Origin of the sequence: Pigmentiphaga sp. NML030171 (genome assembly GCF_002188635.1) — a bacterium.
Taxonomy (GTDB): domain Bacteria; phylum Pseudomonadota; class Gammaproteobacteria; order Burkholderiales; family Burkholderiaceae_B; genus Pigmentiphaga; species Pigmentiphaga daeguensis.
This window is the reverse complement of sequence record NZ_NINX01000033.1, coordinates 331,929-354,462: the sequence shown is the minus strand read 5'-3', so window position 1 is coordinate 354,462 and position 22,534 is coordinate 331,929. Positions and strand designations below refer to the sequence as shown.

General features: G+C 66.3%; 22 protein-coding genes. 11 read left to right on the top strand and 11 right to left on the bottom strand.

Features of this window, described 5'->3' with window-relative positions; genetic code table 11:
* Positions 1–11: 11 nt before the first annotated feature.
* The 3 genes from CDO46_RS13925 to CDO46_RS13915 all read right to left on the bottom strand — a co-directional run bounded on the left by CDO46_RS13925 (position 12) and on the right by CDO46_RS13915 (position 3,672).
* Positions 12–1,148 (bottom strand): winged helix-turn-helix domain-containing protein, encoded by a 1,137-nt coding sequence (locus CDO46_RS13925; RefSeq protein ID WP_176400745.1) that lies wholly within the window; start codon positions 1,146–1,148, stop codon positions 12–14.
* Positions 1,149–1,417: 269 nt separating this feature from the next.
* On the bottom strand, positions 1,418–2,344 hold the full coding sequence (locus CDO46_RS13920) for an aldo/keto reductase (protein WP_087839055.1): 927 nt from the start codon (positions 2,342–2,344) through the stop codon (positions 1,418–1,420).
* The gene (locus CDO46_RS13915) at positions 2,341–3,672 is read right to left on the bottom strand and encodes an NTP/NDP exchange transporter (RefSeq protein ID WP_087839054.1); all 1,332 of its coding nucleotides are present in this window, start codon (positions 3,670–3,672) and stop codon (positions 2,341–2,343) included. The genes CDO46_RS13920 and CDO46_RS13915 overlap by 4 nt, the downstream gene beginning before the upstream one ends.
* A 193-nt stretch (positions 3,673–3,865) precedes the next feature.
* Between CDO46_RS13915 and CDO46_RS13910 the strand changes: the two genes are divergently transcribed.
* The gene (locus CDO46_RS13910) at positions 3,866–4,270 is read left to right on the top strand and encodes a DUF4878 domain-containing protein (protein WP_087839053.1); all 405 of its coding nucleotides are present in this window, start codon (positions 3,866–3,868) and stop codon (positions 4,268–4,270) included.
* Positions 4,267–4,869, top strand: coding sequence for a YiiX/YebB-like N1pC/P60 family cysteine hydrolase (locus CDO46_RS13905; RefSeq protein WP_176400744.1), 603 nt, complete (start codon positions 4,267–4,269; stop codon positions 4,867–4,869). Before CDO46_RS13910 ends, CDO46_RS13905 begins: the two co-directional genes overlap by 4 nt.
* Here CDO46_RS13905 and CDO46_RS13900 read toward each other — a convergent pair.
* The gene (locus CDO46_RS13900) at positions 4,866–5,444 is read right to left on the bottom strand and encodes an HD-GYP domain-containing protein (protein WP_207958674.1); all 579 of its coding nucleotides are present in this window, start codon (positions 5,442–5,444) and stop codon (positions 4,866–4,868) included. The genes CDO46_RS13905 and CDO46_RS13900 overlap by 4 nt on opposite strands.
* Before the next feature lie 161 nt (positions 5,445–5,605).
* On the opposite strand from CDO46_RS13900, the gene CDO46_RS13895 reads away from it, so the two are divergent.
* Positions 5,606–6,853: an MFS transporter gene (locus CDO46_RS13895; protein ID WP_087839051.1), complete on the top strand. Its 1,248-nt coding sequence runs from the start codon at positions 5,606–5,608 to the stop codon at positions 6,851–6,853.
* Here CDO46_RS13895 and CDO46_RS13890 read toward each other — a convergent pair.
* Entirely contained in the window at positions 6,850–7,338 is a 489-nt protein-coding gene (locus CDO46_RS13890; RefSeq protein WP_087839050.1) for a YaiI/YqxD family protein, read from the bottom strand. The genes CDO46_RS13895 and CDO46_RS13890 overlap by 4 nt on opposite strands.
* 120 nt (positions 7,339–7,458) lie before the next feature.
* On the opposite strand from CDO46_RS13890, the gene CDO46_RS13885 reads away from it, so the two are divergent.
* Positions 7,459–8,508: a Fic family protein gene (locus CDO46_RS13885; protein WP_087839049.1), complete on the top strand. Its 1,050-nt coding sequence runs from the start codon at positions 7,459–7,461 to the stop codon at positions 8,506–8,508.
* Positions 8,509–8,518: 10 nt separating this feature from the next.
* Here CDO46_RS13885 and mnmE read toward each other — a convergent pair whose 3' ends face one another.
* From mnmE to rpmH, 5 genes are all read right to left on the bottom strand, one after another.
* Positions 8,519–9,889 (bottom strand): tRNA uridine-5-carboxymethylaminomethyl(34) synthesis GTPase MnmE, encoded by a 1,371-nt coding sequence (gene mnmE, locus CDO46_RS13880; RefSeq protein ID WP_087839116.1) that lies wholly within the window; start codon positions 9,887–9,889, stop codon positions 8,519–8,521.
* A 254-nt stretch (positions 9,890–10,143) separates the two neighbouring features.
* The gene (yidC, locus tag CDO46_RS13875; protein WP_087839048.1) at positions 10,144–11,808 is read right to left on the bottom strand and encodes a membrane protein insertase YidC; all 1,665 of its coding nucleotides are present in this window, start codon (positions 11,806–11,808) and stop codon (positions 10,144–10,146) included.
* A 228-nt stretch (positions 11,809–12,036) separates the two neighbouring features.
* A complete protein-coding gene (yidD, locus tag CDO46_RS13870; protein WP_087839115.1) occupies positions 12,037–12,390 on the bottom strand; it encodes a membrane protein insertion efficiency factor YidD in 354 nt (117 codons plus the stop codon).
* Positions 12,391–12,464: 74 nt separating this feature from the next.
* Positions 12,465–12,833 (bottom strand): ribonuclease P protein component, encoded by a 369-nt coding sequence (locus CDO46_RS13865; protein WP_087839047.1) that lies wholly within the window; start codon positions 12,831–12,833, stop codon positions 12,465–12,467.
* A gap of 46 nt (positions 12,834–12,879) precedes the next feature.
* Positions 12,880–13,014 (bottom strand): 50S ribosomal protein L34, encoded by a 135-nt coding sequence (rpmH, locus tag CDO46_RS13860; RefSeq protein WP_008650850.1) that lies wholly within the window; start codon positions 13,012–13,014, stop codon positions 12,880–12,882.
* A gap of 368 nt (positions 13,015–13,382) precedes the next feature.
* Between rpmH and dnaA the strand changes: the two genes are divergently transcribed.
* From dnaA to CDO46_RS13835, 5 genes are all read left to right on the top strand, one after another.
* Positions 13,383–14,921 (top strand): chromosomal replication initiator protein DnaA, encoded by a 1,539-nt coding sequence (dnaA, locus tag CDO46_RS13855; RefSeq protein ID WP_087839046.1) that lies wholly within the window; start codon positions 13,383–13,385, stop codon positions 14,919–14,921.
* Positions 14,922–15,162: 241 nt separating this feature from the next.
* Positions 15,163–16,269, top strand: a complete 1,107-nt coding sequence (gene dnaN, locus CDO46_RS13850) for a DNA polymerase III subunit beta (protein WP_087839045.1) — start codon at positions 15,163–15,165, stop codon at positions 16,267–16,269.
* Positions 16,270–16,491: 222 nt separating this feature from the next.
* Positions 16,492–18,999 carry a DNA topoisomerase (ATP-hydrolyzing) subunit B gene (gyrB, locus tag CDO46_RS13845; RefSeq protein WP_087839044.1) on the top strand — a complete coding sequence of 836 codons (2,508 nt, stop codon included), beginning with the start codon at positions 16,492–16,494 and terminating at the stop codon, positions 18,997–18,999.
* Between the two features lie 148 nt (positions 19,000–19,147).
* Positions 19,148–20,296: an ImmA/IrrE family metallo-endopeptidase gene (locus tag CDO46_RS13840; RefSeq protein WP_087839043.1), complete on the top strand. Its 1,149-nt coding sequence runs from the start codon at positions 19,148–19,150 to the stop codon at positions 20,294–20,296.
* Positions 20,296–20,793, top strand: a complete 498-nt coding sequence (locus CDO46_RS13835; protein WP_087839042.1) for a DUF4411 family protein — start codon at positions 20,296–20,298, stop codon at positions 20,791–20,793. The genes CDO46_RS13840 and CDO46_RS13835 overlap by 1 nt, the downstream gene beginning before the upstream one ends.
* Positions 20,794–20,834: 41 nt before the next feature.
* On the opposite strand, the gene CDO46_RS13830 is transcribed toward CDO46_RS13835, so the two are convergent.
* A complete protein-coding gene (locus CDO46_RS13830) occupies positions 20,835–21,749 on the bottom strand; it encodes a LysR family transcriptional regulator (RefSeq protein ID WP_165963251.1) in 915 nt (304 codons plus the stop codon).
* A 133-nt stretch (positions 21,750–21,882) separates the two neighbouring features.
* On the opposite strand from CDO46_RS13830, the gene CDO46_RS28510 reads away from it, so the two are divergent.
* Positions 21,883–22,077, top strand: coding sequence for a hypothetical protein (locus tag CDO46_RS28510; protein WP_087839040.1), 195 nt, complete (start codon positions 21,883–21,885; stop codon positions 22,075–22,077).
* A gap of 198 nt (positions 22,078–22,275) precedes the next feature.
* Positions 22,276–22,527, top strand: a complete 252-nt coding sequence (locus CDO46_RS13820) for a hypothetical protein (RefSeq protein ID WP_087839039.1) — start codon at positions 22,276–22,278, stop codon at positions 22,525–22,527.
* Positions 22,528–22,534 lie beyond the last annotated feature (7 nt).

Here is a 22,534-nt window from a genome sequence, read left to right as displayed (position 1 = left end):
GCCGGGCAGCGTTACCCGCGCTGGAAACGCTCGAACCCGTGCAGCGCCTCGTCGATGGCCGTCTTCCACGCTGGCCGCTGCGCCGCGATCCAGGTCCATTTCTGCACCAGCAGCCGGCCTGCCTGGCGGTCCATCTTCAGGTCCAGCGCCGCCACGACCTGGTCGCCCACCAGCACCGGCAGCGCGAAATAGCCCAGCACGCGCTTCTCGGGCGGCACGTAGGCCTCGAAGCGGTGTTCGTAGTCGAAGAAGGCATGCAGCCGCTTGCGTTGGATGACCAGGGGATCGAAGGGCGACAGGATATGCGTGGCGGTGGCCGGTGGCGCCGGCGTGTCCAGCGCGGCGGGCTCGATCCAGTGTTGGGTCCTGGCCTGGCCCGCGATGTGCACGGGGACCAATGCCTTCTTCTTGACCAGGGTGTCGATCAGCGCGCGCACCGCGGGTTTGGCGCCGGCGTCGCCATAGCAGATCGAGTCCAGCCCGACCATGCCCTGCGAGCGCAGCGCCCGCCGCAGCAGGTATTCGGCATACTTCGCCTCGCCCACCGGCCGGGGGCGGCGTGTCCAGCCGAAGTGGCGCCTGGACAACTCGTAGGTCTTGAGCATGCCCGTGCGCTTGCTGACCGTCAGGTCGCCCACGAAGAACCCCAGCCGCAGCGCGCGCTTGGAGGGCTTGCGGCTGCCCCAGGGATGGGTCTTCTCGACCAGGGCTTCGTCGATGTCGCGGATGGACAGGGCGCCTTCATCGCGGATGCGCCGCAGCAGCGCCGCGTAGTCCGTCTCGTCCACGCCGGCGATCCAGGGCCCGGGCCGCGCGCGGCGCGCGTCCATGGCGGCGACGAATTGCCGGTAGTCGGCCGTCGGCACGTAGGCCAGCGCATGGGTCCAGTATTCGAACACGCTCTTGTCCGCCGATTGCGCCTGCTCGAGGTCGGCGCGGCGATAGCCGGGAATGCGGGAATACAGGATGTGATGGTGGCAGCGTTCGATCACGTTGATGGTGTCGATCTGCACGTAGCCGAGATGTTCGATGGCCCGGCCCACAGCCCCGGGGCCGGCGCCGAAGGGTGCCGTTGCATCCAGCCGCTGCGCGCGCAGCCAGATCGCGCGGGCCCGCGCGGCGGGCAGTTCGAAGGAAGCGGGAGCCACGGTCAGGCCCCCCGCGATGTCGGAACGGGCGCAGGATACGGTCCGCCCATCGGGCGTAGCAGGCGAAGGTCGCTTCGTGGCGGCGCGGCGTGCTGGTCCATCTCGGGGCTTCCTTTCTGGGTTCGGGCTGTATGGGCTGGATCTCGCCCGCGGCCATGGCCAGCGCCGGGGCGGGCGTGGGAGTGAACGATACACCGGATGTCGGGCTGATCCCGTTGACGCCGGGTTGGTCCACCATCCTTCCCGGCGGGAGCGGGACAGCGGCCGCGCTAAAGCTTGCCGATGTGCGCGGCCATCCGCTCGCGCATCGCGCGATCCGGCAATTCGCCGCGCGCCGCGCCCAGGTTGTCGATGGCGTTGGAGGCGCGGCTGGTGGCAGGGGTGGCGCAGGTGATGGCGGGATGGGCGATCACGAACTTCAGGAAGAATTGCGCCCACGACCGTATGCCGATCTCGGCCGCCCAGGGCGGCACGTCGTGGCCGCGCACCTTGTCCCACAGCCGCGTGCGGCCGAACGGCGCGTAGGCCAGCACCGCGATGCCGCGGTCGGCTGCCAGCGGCAGGACGCGTTCTTCCATCACGCGGTTGTCGATGGCGTAGTCCACGCCGATGAAGTCCAGCGGTTCGTGCCGCATGGCCTGCTCCAGCATGTCGTACTGCCGGGGAAAGGTGGTGGTGACGCCGGCATAGCGGATGCGCTTGTGGTCGCGCAATTCCCTGAGCAGGCCGAATTGCGTCGCGACGTCGCCCATGTTGTGGACCTGGATCAGGTCGATCACCGGCTTGCCGACCCGCTGGAACGAGGCCTCGACCTGCGCCCGTGCCTGCTCCAGGTCGGCCCGTCCGCCCCGGGCCACGTTCAGCTTGGTGGCCCAGAACAGCTTGCCGGCCATGTCGTTCTCGCGCACGATCTGCCCGGCCACTTCTTCCGAGGCGCCGTAGGCCGGGGCGGTGTCGAACACCGTGCCGCCCTGCTCGATCATGGCGGCGAAGACCTCGCGCAGCCGCTGTTTCTCGTCGCCCGCCGCGGTGCTCGAAAAGGTGGCCGAGCTGCCCAGGCCGACCACGGGCAGCCGTTCGCCGGAGCGGGGGATGGGCCGGGTGATGACCGGCGCGGAGGCATCGGCCCCCCAGGACCACGCGGGCGCGGCGGTGGCGGCCAGCGCGAGTTTCAGCGATGCGCGGCGAGTAATCATGGTTCGGTCCTTTTCTGCAAGACGGGAAAGGCGGTGGAAGCCGCTGGCTCCGTGCCCGGAGTGGCCGACGCCATGCGCTGCTGGGCGCGGCCCAGCCACAACGCCAGGCCGATCCAGGCGAAGGCCAGCGGCACGGCCACGCCGGCGATCGCGTACAACCCCATCGCCAGCCGGCCCAGCGCGCCTTCGAGCTGCGCGCCGGCCACGTCGCCGAAGCGATAGACGAAGGTGTCGATGAAGGCCTTGGCCTTGTACTTGTCCTCGCGGTCGAGCACGGTGAACAGCGTTTCGCGGGCGGGCCGCATGATGGCCCGCTGCACCGCGCGGAACGCGGCCTCGAAGGCGATCAACGCGGCCAGCGACCCGACCAGGGCCAGGCCGACGAAGCCCAGCGCGGTGGTCAGCGGCAGCAGGGCCAGCGTCACGGCCACGCCCAGCCGCTTCATCAGGTGTCCGGCCAGGACGAGCTGGATCGCCAGCGTGGCGGTCTGGGTCAGCATGTCGATGCGCGCGAACAGCGCGGTGCGTCCGTCCAGTTCGTGTCCCAGCGCGGCCACCATCTGCAGCCGCGTGAAATACAGGAAGGTCGCCATCACCGCCAGGATGACCACGTAGACCGCGATGCCGGCCAGGTAGCGCGACCGCGCCAGGGCCTTGATGCCCTCCCAGGCGCCGCCGCCGATGCGCTCCGCGTCATGGGCTTTCCGCCCGGCGGGGGCCGCGGCGGACGGCTGGCGCACGATGCCCCAGCCCAGCGCCAGCGCCAGCAGCAGGAAGCCCGCGGACACCAGCAGCAGGCCCGCCGTCCCCACGGCACGCACCAGCACCGACGCCAGCCATGGCCCGAAGATCGCGCCCAGCGTACCGCCCACCGAGATCAGGCCGAAGAAGCGCTTGCCCTGCTCCAGCGTGAAGCGGTCGGCCATCAGTGCCCAGAACACCATGGTCGAGAACAGGTTGAACACGCTGAACCAGACGTAGAACACCTGCCCGCTGGCCGTGCCCACGGCGGCCGGCGCCCAGGCCAGCAGCAGGTAGAAGCCGGCCAGGCTGGCGGCGAAGAACAGATAGGTCGCGCCGATGAACTGCATGCGCCGGAACCGGCTGACCAGCAGGCCGAACACCGGATTGACCAGCAGCGTGACGACGGCCGTGCCCACGAACAGCCAGCGCACGGCATCCAGGCCGCCGCGCATGCCCAGGGCTTCGCGGGCGGGGCGCAGCATCATCAGCGCGGTCAGCACGCAGAAGAAGAAGCCCACGGCCAGCGAAACGTGAAGGATCTCGCCGCGGCGGACGTTGAACAGACTCGGAAGGTCGAGCTTCATGAGCGGTTCCGGTTCGTGGGGGCCGGCCCGCGCGCCGGCCCGGACAGCATATCGGTTTTCGGCCCATCAGGACCAGGAAGGCCGCCCGGATGGTGAACGATCATTGAAAGTGGGTAGTTACTGTCAGTAATCGCGCGATATCATTGCGGGGTTTGCCGGATGTCCGGCGGCATCTCGAAGAACAAGGAACCCCATGCGCCTCGCCTCCCGTCCCTATTCGATCTTCCTGCTCGCCCTGTTCGCGCTGCTGTTGTCGGCCTGCTCCGGCGGCAAGCCCGAGTCCGCCATCGAGGATTTCTATCGCGCGGCGGCCAAGGGCGACGTGGAAACGGCCACCGAGCAGATCTCCTTCGCCCAGGTGCCCGCCGCGCAGATGGTGCAGGCCAAGGGCAAGGTCCAGATGATCGTGGGCGAAATGCAGAACCGCATCAAGGCCAACGACGGCCTGGACAAGATCGAGATGGACCAGGTCACCGTCGACGAGGCGGGCAAGACCGCGCAGGTGCGGGCCCGCATCAAATACAAGAACGGCAAGGACCAGACCCAGGTCCACAAGCTGGTCAACGAAGACGGAACCTGGAAGATCCTGCTCAAGTGACGTCCGCCCGCGCCGCGCTGCGCCGGTCGGGCGGCGCGTTGCTGCTGGCGCTGCTGGGCGCGGCGGCGCACGCGGCGGACGCGCTGGCGCCCGGCGCCCGGGAGGGGGATCTGATCTTTCGCGAAGGCACCGAGGCGGTCAGCGCCGCCGTCATGGCGGTCGACCGTGGCGCCTACAGCCACGTCGGCATGCTGGTGGGCCAGCCGGGAAGCTGGCGGGTCGTGCACGCCACGCCCTCCGAAGTGCGCGGCCGGCCCGACGGCGTCGTGGTCGATACCCTGGCGTTTTTCACCGACGCGCGGCGGTCCAGGCGGCATGCGGTCTACCACGTCCAGGCCGGCGACGACGCGCGCCGGCGCGCCGTCGGCCTGGCGTTGTCCATGCGTGGACGTCCGTTCCGCATCGCCGATCCGGCGGGGACCTATTGCACCGAGCTCGTCTGGAAGGCCTGGCGCGATGCCGGGCTGGACCTGGAGGTACGGTTCACTCCGCTGGCGCTGCCCCTGATGCCGGGACGCTATCTGTTGCCGAGCGATCTGCTGGCGTCGCCCCGGCTGCGGCCGCTGGCGCAGGACGTGCTCTTGCCGGCAGGAAGCTAGGCCTGCTGCTGCGTCAGCTGCTCGAACAGGTCGAACAACCGGGGATCGCTCTTGCGCCCCCGTTCCTCGCGCATGATCCGCATGATGTCCCCGTGCGTGCGCGGCCGCTGGTAGGGCCGCGTCGAGGCCATCGCGTCATAGCTGTCGGCCAGGTTCACGATGCGCGACAGCAGCGGGATCTGCTCTCCATGCAGGCCGTCGGGATAGCCCGCGCCGTCGAACCATTCGTGGTGATGGCGGATGGCCGTGGCGACCACGCCCGCATCGCCGCAGCGAACGGCGGCGAAGATGCGCTCGCCGCGCTCGGAATGAGTCATCATCAGCTCGCGCTCTTCGGCATCCAGGCGGCCCGGCTTGTGCAGGACCGCGTCGGGAATGCCGATCTTGCCTATGTCGTGGAAGCGCGCGGCCGCGGCCAATAGTCCGAGTTCGTTCGCGGGCAGGCCGCAGGCGCTGCCCAGCATCCAGGCAAGTCGGCCCACGCGGCCGCAATGCTCGTGGGTTTCAGCACAGCGTTCGCCGAGCGCGATGAAAAGGGGATCGAGGGTGGGCTGTTCGGGGATGATGTCGGACATCGGTCGATTGCGGGACAAAATCATGCGAATTCTACCGCGCGGCGCCCGGACCCATCGTGGTACCCTGGCGCCCGGCGGACGACGGAAGCCCACCGCAGGCCTTCCGCCAGGCCGTCGTCCTCGCGCCTGATGCGCGGGGCCCAGCATGGGTGTCTGACGATATGGCTTCCCCTCCACTGGTCGATTCCAGGGCGTCCTGGATCATCGCTACCGCCGCCCTCTGCTGCCTGGGCATGACCTTCGGCGCTCCGCTCATCTCCACGGTCGGGCTCAAGGCCATCGCCGGCGAAATGGGAGGCGCCCGATCCGTGCCCGCGCTGGGAGGCTCGCTGGCCTGGCTCGGCTCCGCCGTGGGCGGCGTGATGATGGGCCGGCTCGCGCATCGCTTCGGCGTGCGCTGGACCGTGATGGCCGGTTCCGTGTCGGTCTGCCTGGGGCTGTTCATCTCCACATTGGGCGAACCCTGGCTGCTGTACATCGGCCACGGCGTCTTCATCGGATTCCTCGGCATGGGCGGCCTGAACGCGCCGCTGTACGTCTACGTCAGCCAATGGTTCGAACGCCGGCGCGGCTCCGCGCTGGCCCTGCTCTCCAGCGGAAGCTACATCGCCGGCGTCGTCTGGCCCCTGGTGTTCGAACACACCATCGCCACCTGGGGCTGGCGCGCGACCATGATGGGATACGGCCTGCTCGAGGCCGGCATCGTCCTGATGCTGGCATCGCGCTTCCTGCGGCCCGTCGCCGACACCGCCGTCCGCGCGGCGGATCGCCAGGGCGGCGAACGGTCCACCGTATTCGGGCTGCGTCCCAACATCGCCTTCGCCATGCTGGCGGGCGCGGCCTTCCTCTGCTGCATTCCCATGGCCATGCCGCAAAGCCATCTCGTCGCGCTGTGCTCCGACCGCGGCCTGCCGGCGGCCGTGGGCGCCGCGATGCTCTCGGTCCTGCTGGCCGCGGCCTTCATCAGCCGGCAGGCGTGGGGGCTCGTCGCCGACCGCATCGGCGGGTTGCGCACGGCGCTGATCAGCTCCGTGATGCAGGCCACCGCCGTTTCCGGCTACCTGTACGTGACCGAACAGTTCGGCCTTTTCACCGTCTCCATCGCGTTCGGGCTGGGTTTCAGCGCGCTGATCCCGGCCTATGTGCTGGCCGTGCGCGAGGCCTTTCCCGCGAAGGAAGCCTATTGGCGCGTACCGTCGTTGATGCTGATGAGCGGATGCGGCATGGCGGTGGGCGGGTGGCTGGCGGGCTACATGTACGACCGGTATGCGTCGTACGATCCGGCGTTCTTCACGGGCGTGCTGTCCAATGTGGCGAATCTGGCGCTGCTGGGGACGCTCGTCGTGTTGCAGTTCCGCTGGATGCGGCGGGCGGTGGCGAAGGCCGCGGCGCCGTCCGGCTTGGGTTAGGCTGAAGGCGGTGTCCCGCGAGGCCGGCCAGCCGCGGCGTTTTGCAGGAACCGGTCCAGCGCATTGCCGAACGCCCGCCGGTCCGCCTGGCTGAACGCCGCCGGCCCGCCGGTCGCCACGCCGCTGGACCGCAGTTCCTCCAGCATGTCCCGCATGGCCAGGCGCTCGCCTATGGTCGCCTCGGTATAGCGCTCGCCGCGCGGGTTCAGGACCGCCGCGCCCTTTTTCAGCACCTCGGCCGCCAGCGGAATGTCGCCCGTGATCACGAGGTCCCCCTCTGCCGCCTGTCCGGCGATGTAGGCATCGGCCACGTCGAAGCCGCGCGGCACCTGGACCGCGTTCACCCAGCGCGACGGCGGCGTGCGCAGCATCTGGTTGGCGACCAGCGTGACCTGGACGGCGCAGCGGTCGGCGGCGCGGAACAGGATGTCCTTGACGACGGCGGGGCAGGCGTCGGCGTCGACCCAGATGCGGAGGGGATTCATGATGGCGTTGGTGTCGAGGTGATTCAGGATGATCGCATTTTCTGCAGAACGGGTGTAAATGGGTGTGGTAATGGGATAGAAACCAATAATTGGGTGTAAATGGGTGTAGGATTGGATGCCATGATTCGTACCGACACCCTCCAGATCACCCCGGAGATACTTCGCCTGATCGCCGGCATCGATGAGTTCAAGGGAGCTTGGCGCGCCCTGGGCACGCTCGCGCCGGACCGATTGTCGGCGCTGCGACGGGTCGCGACCATCGAAAGCATCGGTTCCTCGACCCGGATCGAGGGCAGCAAGCTGTCCGACCGCGAAGTCGAACGCCTGCTCTCTAACCTGCAGATCAAGTCGTTCGAGACCCGCGATGAGCAGGAAGTGGCAGGCTATGCCGAGGTCATGGAGCTGGTGTTCTCGTCCTGGCAGGACATCACACTGACAGAGAATCACATCCGGCAGTTGCACCGCGACCTGCTGGCCTACAGCGACAAGGACGCCTGGCATCGCGGCAACTACAAGACAACCACCAACAGCGTGGCCGCGTTCGACGAACAAGGCAAACCGTTGGGAGTGGTGTTCGAAACCGCCACGCCTTTCGACACACCGCGCCTGGCGGCCGAGCTGGTCGCCTGGTTCAACGAGGAGCTCGGCGCCGGCCGCCTGCATCCCCTGCTAATCATCGGTATCTGGGTGGTCGTGTTCCTGGAAATCCATCCCTTCCAGGACGGCAACGGCCGCTTGAGCCGGGTGCTGACCACTCTGCTGCTGTTGCGGGCCGGCTATGCCTACGTGCCCTACAGCTCGCTCGAAAGCGTCATCGAGCAGAACAAGGAGACCTATTACCTCGCGCTGCGCCAGACCCAGGGCAGCATCCGCACCGACAATCCCGACTGGCATCCCTGGCTGGCGTTCTTCCTGCGCGCGCTATCGCAGCAGGTACGCCGGCTGGAACGCAAGGTCGAGCGCGAGAAACTGGTGCTGGCCAGGCTGCCGGATCTGGCGTTGCAGATCGTCGAATTCGTGCGTGAGCACGGTCGCATCACCATGGCCGAGGCGATCCGCCTGACCAGCGGCAATCGCAACACGCTGAAGCAGCACTTCAGGACCCTGGTGGAGCAGGGCCATCTGATGCAGCATGGTGCTGGTCGCGGAACCTGGTATGAGCTGCGTTGAGCCGCGGCGCTCACTTCCCGATGCAGAACCGCGAAAAAATCACGCCCAGCAGATCATCGCTGCTGAACTCCCCGGTAATCGAGGTCAACGCCTCGTGCGCCAACCGCAATTCCTCGGCGAACAGATCCAGCACCCGATCGCTTTGCGCCGCATGCCCGGCCGCCAGTTCCAGATGATTCGCCGTCGTCAGCAGCGCATGGATATGCCGCTCGCGCGCCAGATAAGGTGATTCTGCCGAGGGATTCCATCCGGCGATCGCCAGCAGTTCGCGCTTCAATGCGCCCAGGCCCTGCCCGGTCCTGGCCGACACGGGCAGCCGCTTGGCGCCCGCGGCCTGGGCCTGTCCGACCTGCCCGTCCTCGACCAGGTCGATCTTGTTCACCACTTCCAGCACCGGGGTGCGCGGCGGCAGCCGCGAGGTGATGGCGGCGTCGAGTTCGGGGCCCGGGCGCGTGGCATCGAGCAGGTGCACGATGACGTCGGCCTTGCCGATCTCGGCCCAGGTGCGTTCGATGCCGATGCGCTCGACGGTGTCCTCGGTCTCGCGCAGGCCGGCGGTGTCGACCACGTGCAGGGGCACGCCGTCGATGTCGATCTGTTGCACGACCTTGTCGCGCGTGGTGCCGGCGATGGGGGTGACGATGGCGGCGTCGAAGCCGGCCAGCGCGTTGAGCAGGCTGGACTTGCCGACGTTGGGCTGGCCGGCCAGCACGACGTGCAGCCCTTCGCGCAGGATGGCGCCCTGGCGCGCCTGCGACAGTAGCCGGGCCAGGTCGGCCTGGATCGCGGCCAGGGTTTCGCGGGCCTGGTATTTCTCCAGGAACTCGATCTCTTCCTCGGGGAAGTCCAGCGTGGCCTCGACCAGCATGCGCAGGTGCACGATGCGGTCGGCCAGGCCGTTGACCTCGGCCGAGAACACGCCCGTCATCGAGGCCGCCGCGCTGCGGGCGGCTGCCTCGGACGACGCGTCGATCAGGTCGGCTACGGCCTCGGCCTGGGCCAGGTCCATGCGGTCGTTCAGGAAGGCGCGACGGGTGAACTCGCCGGGCTCGGCCAGCCGCATGCCCATCTCCATGCCCGCCTGCAGACAGCGCGCCAGCAGGCGCCGCAGCACCACCGGCCCGCCATGGCCCTGCAGTTCCAGCACGTGTTCGCCGGTGTAGGAATGCGGCGCGGGAAAGGACAGCGCGATGCCTTCATCGATGATCCCGCCGTCGGCATCGCGAAAAGGCAGGTAGTGCGCATGGCGCGGCACCAGCGCGCGGCCCAGCAGCGCCTGTATCAGTCCATCGAGCGGCCGGCGCGCCGACACGCGCACGACACCGATCCCGCCGCGTCCGGCGGCGGTGGCGATGGCGGCAATGGGATCCTGGTCGGAAATCATGGGCGAAGTTCGGAAAAGGCGGCGAAGCGCATCAGGGCAACCCGTCCCCGCACTGTAAAACAAAAGGCCGCCCCGGTTCCCCGGAACGGCCTACTGCCAGCACTCGACCCAGGGCACCGCGGATCCGGCTTTGCCAGTCCGCCAGTGCCGCCCCCTTGAGGGGGAGCGGCCTAAGGCCGCTTGGGGGTGGGCTTCCCTGCCGGTCCGCCAGTGCCGCCCCCTGGGGGGCGCGCGTGAGCGCGTAGGGGGGGTTATCTAGCCGCTTGTTTTGTGATGAACCACTGCTGCGCGATCGACAGGCAGTTGTTCACCACCCAGTACAGCACCAGGCCTGCGGGGAAGAAGAACATCATGCCGCCGAACACCAGGGGCATGATCATCATGACCTTGGCCTGCACGGGATCGGGCGGCGTGGGGTTGAGCTTCATCTGCAGGAACATGGTGGCCATCATCAGCGCCGGCAGGATGAACCACGGGTCGGGCGAGGCCAGGTCATGCACCCACAGGATCCAGGGCGCGCTGCGCATTTCCACGCTGGCCAGCAGCACCCAGTACAGCGCGATGAACACCGGCACCTGGACGATCATCGGCAGGCAGCCGCCCACCGGGTTGATCTTCTCGGTGCGGTACAGCTCCATCATCGCCATGTTGAGCTTCTGGCGGTCGTCGCCGAACTTCTCTTTCAGCGCCTGCATGCGCGGGGCGACCTTCTTCATCCGCGCCATGGACTTGTAGCCGGCGGCCGATAGCGGGAAGAACACCGCCTTGATGATGACGGTCAGCGCGACGATGGTCCAGCCCCAGTTGCCCAGCAGCTTGTGCAGCCAGGTCATCAGCAGGAACAGCGGCTTGGCGATGATGGTCAGCCAGCCGTAGTCCACCACCAGGTCCAGGCCCTGGGCCACGGCGGCCATGGCGGACTGGTCCTGCGGGCCGATCCACAGCTTGGCGTCGACGGTGTTGCCGGTGCCGGGAGCCAGCGTGCCGACGGGTTCGATGGCGCGCACGGCGTACAGGTTATTGCCGACCTTGGACATGTCGTAGGTGCGGGCCACGCCTTCGGGCGGCACCCAGGCCACGGCGAAGTAGTGTTGGATCATGCCCAGCCAGCCATCGTTGGCCGACTTGTTGAACGATGCCTTGCCCTTCTCGATGTCCGAGAACGTGACCTTCTGGAACTTGTGCTCGGCGGTATAGATGGCCGGGCCGGTGAAGGTGCTGTAGAAATGGCTTTCGCCGGGCGGCTTGTTGCCGTCGCGGGTCAGCTGGAAGTAGAGCGAGGGCGAGACGGGCTCGGTACCGACGTTGGCCAGGTTGTGGCGCACGTCGATGGCGTACTGGCCCTTGTGCAGGGTGAAGGTCTTGATCAGCTTGACGCCGCCGCTCTCGGCCTCGAACGAGATCTCCAGCTTGTCGCCGGCCAGTTCGCGCGCCGGGGTGGTGACGTGGAAGGGCGTGCGGTGCGTCGGGAACGACGCGCCGTTGGCCGCGCCGACCACGCCGCTTTGCGCGAGGTAGACGCGCTGCGCGGAATCGTCCAGCAGCACGGTGGGGTGCTCGTGGTCTTCGATGTCGGCGTGCTTGAGCAGTTCGGCCTTGACGATCTGCGCGCCAACGGTGTCGAAGGTCAGGCGCAGCACGTCGGTGGTGACGACGATTTTCTCGGCGGGCGCGGGCTGCTGGGCCTGCGGCGCGCTACCGGGAACGGCGTCTGTGCCGGCCGCGGGCGTGGCCGCCAGCGTCGCGGACGGCACGCCGGCCTGGTCGGGCTGGGCCTGCGGAGCCTGCGCGGTCGCCGTCTTGGCGGGGGTGGAGCCGAACATCGAGGGATGTCCGTTGTACTTCTGCCAGCCATCCCACAGGAAAAGCAGGGATAGCGAGAAGATCATCCAGAGGATGGTGCGTTGCATGTCCATGGACGGATAGTTCCAATCGTCGTCGCGGCAAAGTCCGCTAGTGTAGCAAGGCCCCCCCCTACGCGCTTACGCGCGCCCCGAATGGTGGGCCCCCCAAGCCGCTACGCGGCAGCCCCCCGAGGGGGCCGGGACCCGGCTTGGGGCGGCCCGGCGCCGGGTCCCGTGGGGGCGATGCGGGTGGACCGGCAAAGCCGGATCCACCGCATCCTGGGTCTGTTTCGTGTCTTCCTACCGGTTTCCTCTTATCCAAAACGCCAGTCGTCGCCAGCCTGGTTTTACCCCAGGGCACAGCGGATCCGGCTTTGCTGGTCCGCCAGTGCCGCCCCCTGGGGGGGGCGCGTCAGCGCGTAGGGGGGGGACCATGTCCAGACCTCCTTGGGCGTAGGGGTGGCAGCGGCAGATGCGGCGCAGGCCCAGATAGGTGCCGTGGATAGGGCCGTGGCGGTCGATGGCTTCCATCGTGTAGGCGGAGCAGGTGGGGGTGAAGCGGCAGGACTGGCCGATCCAGGGGCTCAGGAAGTACCGGTAGAAACGGATGGGCCAGATCAGCAGGCGGCGCGGGAGCGTCGAGCCGGTGGGCAGCGCGTTGCTATGGGTTTCCGTCACGATGGGCCCCTGTTGCGGGAAATACGCCCGCCTTCGGCCGTCCGTCCGGTCTAGCCGGGGCGGTTCGCCTTCATTGCCCGGGCCAGGTGGGCGTCGATTTCCTGCCTGGCCTGGCGCTTGAGTTCGGTCAGCGAGCACGAAGGAATGCGGGCGTGCAATCTGAAGACATAATCGCCGGCCGGCAGTTCCGCGCGCCGCAGCCGGAAGGCCTCGCGCGCGACGCGTTTCAGGGCGGCGCGGCTGACCGACAGGGGGGCGTAGCGCTTGCCCACCACCAGGCCCAGCCGGGGCTGGGCCGACGGCGCCATGCTCAAAACAAAAAGCGCCCCTCTTGCAAGGCGGCGCCCTTTCAGCGCAGGAGCGAATTCCGCCGGGCTGCGCAACCGCGCGGTGCCGGGAAACGACGCGCGCGGATTCAATGCTGTAACGCTGCGTGGCCGGCCTGTACGACGGCCGGCACTGCCGTCAGATGGCCAGGCGCTTGCGGCCCTTGGCGCGGCGGGCGTTGATGACGGCGCGGCCGCCACGGGTCTTCATGCGCACGCGGAAACCGTGGGTACGCTTGCGGCGGGTGACGGAAGGTTGGTAAGTACGTTTCATGACAGTTCCTGAGTTCCGGTATGGGTATGAAAGCCGCCCCGGAAGCTTGCGCAGTCCCGGCCTGCGTGCGGCCCGGCAAAGCTTGAAGTTAAGCGCGCGCGAAGCCCGGCATGCATCCTTGGAAAGACTGCCAACCCAGGGTCTTGGATTCAGCCCGAATCTCTTCGTGAAATTCGGAAAGCCCTCCATGGTGTCAAATAAATCCAATGTTGTCAATCAGTTAGGCGCGGCGCAGCCGGGATGGACCGGGCGCGCCTGTGGATAACTTCCGCCCGGAGGAGTAGAATCGGAGGTTTCGGGATCGGCCACTAGAACATCCTTCGCGCCCCCTGTCCTGCGTGGGCGCACCGGTCCTATTAGCGAGATTCATGGAAGATTTTTGGCAAACCTGCGCCCAGACGCTAGAGCAGGAACTCACTCCTCAGCAGTACAGCGCCTGGATACGTCCCCTCGTCCCGCTCGCCTTCGATGAAGCCGAGGCGGTGCTGCGGGTCGCGGCGCCCAATCGTTTCAAGCTCGACTGGGTGCGCAGCAATTTCTCCGGCCGTATCGAATCTCTGGCGGCGCAGTGGTTCCAGCGCCCCGTGCAAGTCAAGTTCGAACTGGATACCCCCCGCATGGTGGCCCCACTGCGGCCGCCCGCGCCCAGCCCCGCTGCCGTTGCCGCCAACGGGAACGGCCACGCCGGCAACGGCCATGCCGCGCCGCGCCAGGCTGCGCCGCGCCAGGCTGCGCAGGCGCCGCTGGGCTTTCCCGGCGATCCGGTCGCCGCGGTCAATTCCGCGGCGGCCCGGGCGGCGCAGCGGGCAACCGAGGCGCCTCGTCCCGCGCCGCGTCCCGCCGCTCCGGCCAAGGCCGAAGCCAGCGAAGCCACGGGCATCTACGAACGGTCGCGCCTGAACGTCGAGCTCACCTTCGAGAACTTCGTCACCGGCAAGGCCAACCAGTTGGCCCGCGCCGCCGCGCTGCAGGTGGCCGAGAACCCCGGCACCTCGTACAACCCGCTGTTCCTGTATGGCGGCGTGGGCCTGGGCAAGACCCACCTGATCCACGCCATCGGCAATTCCATGATGGCCGAGAACGCCGCCGCGCGGGTCCGCTACATCCACGCCGAGCAGTTCGTGTCCGACGTGGTCAAGTCCTACCAGCGCAAGGCCTTCGACGATTTCAAGCGCTACTACCATTCGCTGGACCTGCTGCTGATCGACGACATCCAGTTCTTCTCGGGCAAGAACCGCACCCAGGAAGAGTTCTTCTACGCCTTCGAGGCCCTGGTGGCGCTGCGCAAGCAGATCATCATCACCAGCGATACCTACCCGAAGGAGCTGTCCGGCATCGACGACCGGCTCATCTCGCGTTTCGACTCGGGCCTGACCTGCGCCATCGAGCCGCCCGAGCTGGAAATGCGCGTCGCGATCCTGCTGAAGAAGGCGGAGACCGAGGGCGTGCACCTGCCCGAGGAAGTGGCTTTCTTCATCGCCAAGCACCTGCGCAGCAACGTGCGCGAGCTGGAGGGCGCGCTGCGCAAGGTCCTGGCCTACGCCAAGTTCCACGGCCGCGCCATCACGGTGGACGTCTGCAAGGACGCCCTGAAGGATCTGTTGTCCGTGTCCAACGGCCAGATCACCGTCGAGAACATCCAGAAGACCGTGGCGGACTTCTACAAGATCAAGGTCGCCGACATGTATTCCAAGCGGCGGCCCGCCAACATTGCCCTGCCGCGCCAGATCGCCATGTATCTGGCCAAGGAGCTCACCCAGAAGAGCCTGCCCGAGATCGGCGAGCTCTTCGGGGGCCGCGACCACACCACGGTGCTGCACGCGGTGCGCAAGATTTCGGAATCCCGGGCCAAGCAGGCGGAACTGAACCATTCGCTGCACGTGCTCGAACAAACCCTGAAAGGATGACGAACCGCGACGAACCCCATCCGGGACCCTGTGAGTTGGAGTGTGGAAAAACCGTGGAGCATTTCTGGACAACCCGACGCCGTTTTTTTCGATCGAAAGTTGTTCATGGTTGTGCGCTATTCTCCAGGCCGGTTCCCCACTCGCTAAAAACTGGACAAGTTCTTGATTTATAATAGTTTTTTGAAGAAATTCCAGTTATTCACAGGGTCCTATTAACTACCAACCCAAAGAAGGATTGGATATGCAATTGGTCAAAGCCTCACGCGATGCATTGCTGAAGCCGCTCGCGACCGTTTCAGGCATCGTGGAACGGCGGCACACCCTGCCCATCCTGGCCAACATCCTGTTGCGCAAGGAAGGCAGCCGCGTGTCGTTCGTGTCCACCGACATCGAGGTTCAGATCACCACCCATGCCGATTTCGGCGTGGGTGATGCGTCTGAGTCCACCACGGTGGCAGCCCGCAAGCTGCTCGACATCCTGCGCGCCCTTCCCGACACCGGCGACGTGTCCCTTTCCCTGGCCAACAAGAAGCTGTCGGTCCAGTCCGGCAAGAGCCGCTTCGCGCTGCAGACCCTGGCGGCCGAGGAGTTCCCCACCGTGGCCCAGCCGGCCTCGTGGAACGCTTCGCTGACCATGACGCAGAAGTCGTTCAAGCACCTGATGAACATGGTGCACTTCGCGATGGCGCAGCAGGACATCCGCTACTACCTGAACGGCATGCTGCTGGTGCTGGACGGCAACAACGTGCGCTGCGTCGCCACCGACGGCCACCGCCTGGCCTATTGCGCGGTCGCCATCGATGCCGATGCCCCCAAGCAGGAAGTGATCGTCCCGCGCAAGACGGTGCTGGAACTGCTGCGCCTCCTGGACGACAGCGAGGAGCCCATCGAGATCTCGGTGGCAGCCAATCAGATCCGTTTCCGCTTCGGCGACGTCGAGCTGATCTCCAAGCTGGTCGAAGGCAAGTTCCCCGACTACCAGCGCGTGATCCCGAACGGCTACACCAAGCATTTCCCGATCGCCCGCGAAGCCCTGCAGCGCAGCTTGCAGCGCGCCGCCATCCTGACCACCGACAAGTTCAAGGGTGTGCGGATGCAGATGGCCGATCATGTCCTGAAGATTTCCGCCAGCAACGCGGAACAGGAAGAGGCCCAGGAAGAACTCGAGATCGACTTCGGCTTCGAGCCCCTGGACATCGGTTTCAACGTCAGCTACCTGCTGGACGTGCTGGGCAACCTGAAGGCCGAGACGGTGCAGTGGAGCGTGGGCGACGCCAACTCCTCGGCGCTGATCACCTTGCCCGACGACACGGACTTCAAGTATGTCGTGATGCCTATGCGCATTTAAGGCCCCCCCTACGCGCTTACGCGCGCCCCCAGGGGCGGCACTGGCGGACCGGCAAAGCCGGATCCGCTGTGCCCTGGGTCTGGGGAGGATGTCTTGGGGTGGGGCGGTGGTTTTTTAGGTTGTTCCTTTGGGGGGCAACCGTGGGTGGCCTGAGTGGGCGCCCACTTTTGTTTTTTCTGGCGGGTGGGGTATTGCCTGTGCAGAGTGGATGGTTGGATATCTATGACCGAACAGAACACTACGCCCGAGTCGGGCGAGATCGATAACAGCCTTGACGGGACGCCCGTGGTGGCCGCTGCCCCTGTGGTGGACAGCTACGGCGCCGACTCCATCAAGATGCTGAAGGGGCTGGAGGCCGTGCGCAAGCGGCCGGGCATGTACATCGGCGATACGTCCGATGGCACGGGCCTGCACCACATGGTGTTCGAGGTCGTGGACAACGCCATCGACGAAGCGCTGGCCGGCTATTGCGACGAGATCATCGTCACCATCCATGCCGACAACTCCATCTCGGTGTCCGACAACGGCCGGGGCATTCCGACCGCCGTGCACAAGGACGACGAATTCCAGCGCAGCGCCGCGGAGATCGTCATGACCGAGCTGCACGCGGGCGGCAAGTTCGACCAGAACTCGTACAAGGTCTCGGGCGGCCTGCACGGCGTGGGCGTATCCTGCGTGAACGCGCTGTCCGAATGGCTCCGTCTCAGCATCCGGCGCAACGGCGAGCTGCACCAGATGGAGTTCCGCCGCGGTGAACGCGTCGAGCCGCTGAAGGTCACCGGCAAGACCGACAAGCGCGGTACCCGGGTGCAGTACCTGGCGGATTCGCAAATCTTCACCAACGTCGAATACCACTACGAGATCCTGTCCAAGCGGCTGCGCGAGCTCTCGTTCCTGAACAACGGCGTGCGCATCAAGCTGGTGGACGAGCGCCAGGGCAAGGAAGAAGACTTCGCTTTCAGCGGCGGCGTCAAGGGCTTCGTCGAGTACATCAACCGCGCCAAGACCGTGCTGCATCCCAACGTCTTCGCGGTGGCCACCGAGTCGTCGGCCGGCGGCGTGCCGGTGGGCGTGGAAGTGGCGATGCAGTGGAACGACAGCTACACCGAAAGCGTGCTGTGCTTCACCAACAACATCCCGCAGCGCGACGGCGGCACGCACCTGACCGGCCTGCGCGCGGCGATGACGCGCATCATCAACAAGTACATCGACGAGAACGAACTGGCCAAGAAGGCCAAGGTCGAGACCACCGGCGACGACATGCGCGAGGGCCTGACCTGCGTGTTGTCGGTGAAGGTGCCCGAGCCCAAGTTCAGCAGCCAGACCAAGGACAAGCTGGTATCCAGCGAAGTGCGCCCCGCCGTGGAAGACGCCGTGGCGCGCAGCCTGGAGAGCTGGCTGCTCGAGAACCCCATCGACGCCAAGGCCTTGTGCGGCAAGATCGTCGAGGCCGCCCGCGCCCGCGAGGCCGCGCGCAAGGCGCGCGAGATGACGCGCCGCAAGGGCGTGCTGGAAGGCGCCGGGCTGCCCGGCAAGCTGGCCGACTGCCAGGAAAAGGATCCGTCCAAGTCCGAGATCTACATCGTCGAGGGCGATTCCGCCGGCGGTTCGGCCAAGCAGGGCCGCGACCGCAAGTTCCAGGCCATCCTGCCGCTGCGCGGCAAGGTGCTGAACGTCGAGAAGGCGCGTTTCGACAAGCTGATCAGCAGCGAGCAGATCGCCACCCTGATCACCGCGCTGGGCACCAGCATCGGACCCGACTTCAACATCGACAAGCTGCGCTACCACCGCATCATCATCATGACCGACGCGGACGTGGACGGCGCGCACATCCGCACGCTGCTGCTGACACTGTTCTATCGCCAGATGCCGCAGCTGATCGAGCATGGCTATGTCTACATCGCCCAGCCGCCGCTGTACAAGGTCAAGGTCGGCCGCGACGAGCGCTACCTGAAGGACGACGCCGAAGAGGCCGCCTTCATGCTCGAGCTTTCGCTCAAGGATGCCCGGCTGTTCCCCTCCGCCGACGCCCAGCCCATCGCCGGCGACGCGTTGAAGGAACTGGCGCGCCAGTACAACCTGGTCGACGCCGTGATCGAGCGCCTGTCGCGTTTCGTGGACCTTGCCACGCTGTCGGCCATCGTGCGCGGCTTCGAGGCGGACCTGTCGTCCGTGGACCAGGCCGAGCTGTCGCGCCAGCGCCTGCAGGCCGAACTGGAAGACCCGTCCATGCCCGGCGTGGTGCAGGTCAAGGTCTCGGTGGACGAGGAAACCCAGCAGTCCAGGCTGGAGATCCATCGCAACCACCACGGCAATATCCGCGTCAGCGTGATCGACCAGCATTTCGTCGACGGCCCCGACTACAGCGTGCTGCGCAACGCCGCCCAGACCTTCCAGGGCCTGATCGGCCCGGGCGCGAAGATCGAGCGCGGCGAAGGCGACAAGCGCAAGGAACTGCCGGTGGCCGACTTCCGCGAAGCCATGCAATGGATGCGCGCCGAGGCGGAACGCTCGCTGTCCAAGCAGCGCTACAAGGGCCTGGGCGAGATGAACCCCGGGCAGCTGTGGGAAACCACCATGGATCCCACCGTGCGCCGCCTGCTGCGGGTGCAGATCGAGGACGCGATTTCGGCGGACGAGATCTTCACGACGCTGATGGGCGACCACGTCGAGCCGCGCCGCGCGTTCATCGAGACGCATGCGTTGATGGCGGGGAATATTGACGTTTGAGGCACGGCTGACTTACGGCGCATCGACCGTCCAGCAAGACAATTCGACGGCCACCTTTGGTGGTCGTTCGTTTTTGTGTTTCGTTTCAGGACACTCCAGTGACCGGCCAATTGATGTGCGAAACATTGCTGCGATATAAACTCCAGGCATGACTCGCGTCTCCATACAACCAATCATGTTCATCTGGGCCCGCCAGCGCGCCCAGATGGATGAGGCTGTGCTGCTGGCGCGTTTTCCTCGCCTTATGGAGTGGGAGTCCGGCGCTATCCAGCCCACTTTGCGCCAACTCGAACAGTTCGCGCAGGCTACGCACGCGCCGTTGGGGTATTTCTTCCTTCCCGAGCCTCCGCGAGAGGACTTGCCGATTCCCGATTTTCGGACAATGGGCCGAGATTCGCCACGCCTGACTGCCGATCTGCTGGATGTGATTTTCACCTGTCAAACGCGACAAACTTGGTATCGGGACGAAGCCCTGGTTAACGGCGAGAAGCCACTGCCCTTCGTCGCCTGCGTGACGATGGAAACGCCGCCGATGGAAGTGGCGCAACGAATCCGCGAGGTGCTCGGGTTCAGCGTGGAGGCTCGTTCTGAATGTCCCACGTGGGCTGAGGCATTGCGCCTGTTTATTGCGCAGGCCGAGCAAGCAGGTGTGATGGTGATGGTCAGTGGGGTGGTGATGAACAACAACACCCGGCAGCTGAACCCCCGTGAATTTAGAGGTTTTGCCCTTGCGGATAAGCTGGCACCCTTGGTGTTCATCAACGGGGCGGATAGCAAGGCTGCCCAGATGTTTACGTTGGCGCACGAACTTGCGCATTTGTGGCTGGGGCAGTCGGCTTTGTCGGATGCTCGGATATCGGAAGTTTCCGATTACGCCGTGGAAGTATGGTGCAACCAGGTAGCAGCCGAACTGCTTGTTCCCCGGGCGGACTTTCTTGATGCGCTTCGCGCCGATGAGCCGCTGGATGCCGCATTGAAGCGGCTGGCACGACATTTCAAGGTAAGCACCTTGGTGCTTCTGCGACGGATGTGGGACGTGGGATATCTCGATAGAGCGGCGTTCTGGCGGGCTTATCGGGATGAAGAGGCGCGTTTGAGGAGTTTGGCTGAGCGCAATGCAGGAGGCGGCGATTTCTATCGAACCACTGTCGCTCGCGTCAGCAAGCGATTTGCTCAGTCCTTGGTTGCAAGCACCCTTGAAGGGCGAACTTTGTACCGGGATGCGTTTCGCATGCTTGGCATCGCAAAGTCGGGCACGTTCAACGAGCTGGGGCGAATACTGGGATTTCCGACCTGATGGCCTACCTGCTGGATGCCAACGTCTTCATTCAGGCCAAGAACCTACAGTACGGGTTCGACTTTTGCCCCGCATTTTGGTCTTGGCTTGACCAGGCATATGACGCCGGGCGACTCTGCAGCATTCGCCAAGTGGGTGATGAACTGACTGGTGGTGGGGACGAATTGGCCGAGTGGGCACTGGGTAGGGAGGACGGATTCTTCCTGGCCCCGGACGCCGCTGTGCTTACTGCCGCCCAGCACGTAAGCGCATGGGTAGTCCAACAAGGGTATGAGCCTGCGGCTGTGAATACCTTTATGCAGGTAGCGGACTTCTGGTTGGTTGCAACCGCGTTGACCGGCCATCATACGCTGGTGACGCATGAAGTGGCGTCAGCATCCGTCAAGAAAATCAAGATTCCCAATGTGTGCATTGGACTAGGGGTGGACTTCATGTCTCCCTACCAAATGCTGCGCAGGGAGCAGGCTAGATTCGTCTTGGGGCCAACGCCGACTTGAGGCTAGGCGCCGGATCGTGGCTCATCGAGCATCTAGCGCTTTCAGCCCGGCGCCTGCGCGCCGTCCATGCCGCGCAGCAGTTCCTCCAGTGTGGCGCGCGCCGCCTCCCCCGCCGGACTCAACGGCCGCGCGGTACTCCACACGACGCTGATGCCACGCTGGATGGCCGGCTCGGCAATGGGGATGAAGGCAATGCCGTCCACCACGGCCGGCACCGGGCCGATGCGGGGGCGGATCGTATATAGCTCGCCCTGCCGCATCAGCGCGGTGATCAAGTGGCTGGAACTGGCGTTCAGCACCGGGCGCACCTCGCGGCCTATGCCGGCCGCGGCGCTGTCGACCAGCCGCCGCAGCCGGTTCGGCGGGATGGACAGAGCCAGTGGATAGGACAAGGCATCCCCCAGCGGCATGGACGCCGGCAGCACGGGGAAACCGTCCGCGGGGCCGCAGAAGCAGAACACCTGCCGGCCGCACTCGATCGCATGCAGGCTGGTGTCCGAGCTGCCTTCGGGCAGCACGCCTATGTCGGCCTCGTTGCCCGCCATCCATCTGGTGATGGCGTGGCTGTCTCCTTCCAGCAGCGTCAGGCGCACCCGCGGATGGCGGTCGCGCATCGCGCCGAACAGGACGGGGCCGAGCTGGTCGGCCAGCGAGGTCGGGATCGCCACGATCAGGTCGCCGGCCGGTTCCGTGGCGACGCGCGCCATGGCGGCTTCGGCCTCGGCCACGTTGCGGAAGATGCGCCGCGCATGGGCGATGAGCTGTTCGCCCGCGTTGGTGGGTTGCACGCCGCTGGACGAGCGTTCCAGCAGCGGCGTGCCCAGCGATTCTTCCAGCAGCCGGATCTGCCGGCCCACCGCGGGCTGCGCTCGCAGCAGGCGCGCGGCCGCGCGATTGATGCTGCCTTCTTCCACCACCACCAGGAACGCGCGCAGATGATCGAGATTGAGTGCCACGCAGCGTCTCCAGGCCTGGCCGCTATCCATTTTTTTTAGAAAAGCTCTAAAGGAATTGTACTTCCGCGCCTTCGCCGCGCTGATTAGACTGCCCGGCATCCCGCGGCATGTCAGGCCGCGGTGGGAGGAGGAGATGACTCAGGATATCGATCGGGGCCGGCGCCGGGTCCTGGCCACGGCCGCTCGATCCGCCGCTGTGGCCGGGCTGGTGCCGGCCTGCGCGCTGGCGCAGTCCTATCCCTCGCGTCCGGTGCGCCTGCTGGTGCCGGTCAGCGCGGGCGGCGGCACCGACATGATCGCATCGCCAAGGCCGACCAGCACGCACTGATCGAAGCCCACGGTGGCCGCGAGGCGGTGGTCCGGCGCGGGGGATTCGGCGCCACGCCGGCGCCGGGCGTGGAGGCGAAGTTCGCATAGCAGCCGGGACTCGTGGATTGGATCGCCATGCTGGATAATCCATCCAGAAGCCGGGGACTTATCGGCCCCGGCCGGCTGCCCTAAGCTGAAGCTCCCAAGTGAGGCCACCATGCGTACCCTGATCATCATCGCCATCGGACTGGTCCTGGCCATCGCGCTGCTGCGCGTGGTCCCCGCGCCCCATCGCACCTGGGCCGCCGGGCTCTTCACGCTGGCCTGGCTGGCGGCGTGCGCATGGAACCTGCGCACCGGCCTTTCCCACGGCTATACCCTGGCCGAGGAACTGCCCATCCATGCGGCGCTGTTCGGCATCCCGGCGCTGGTCGCATGGGGTCTGTGGTGGTGGGCGCGCCGTGGGTAAGGCGCGA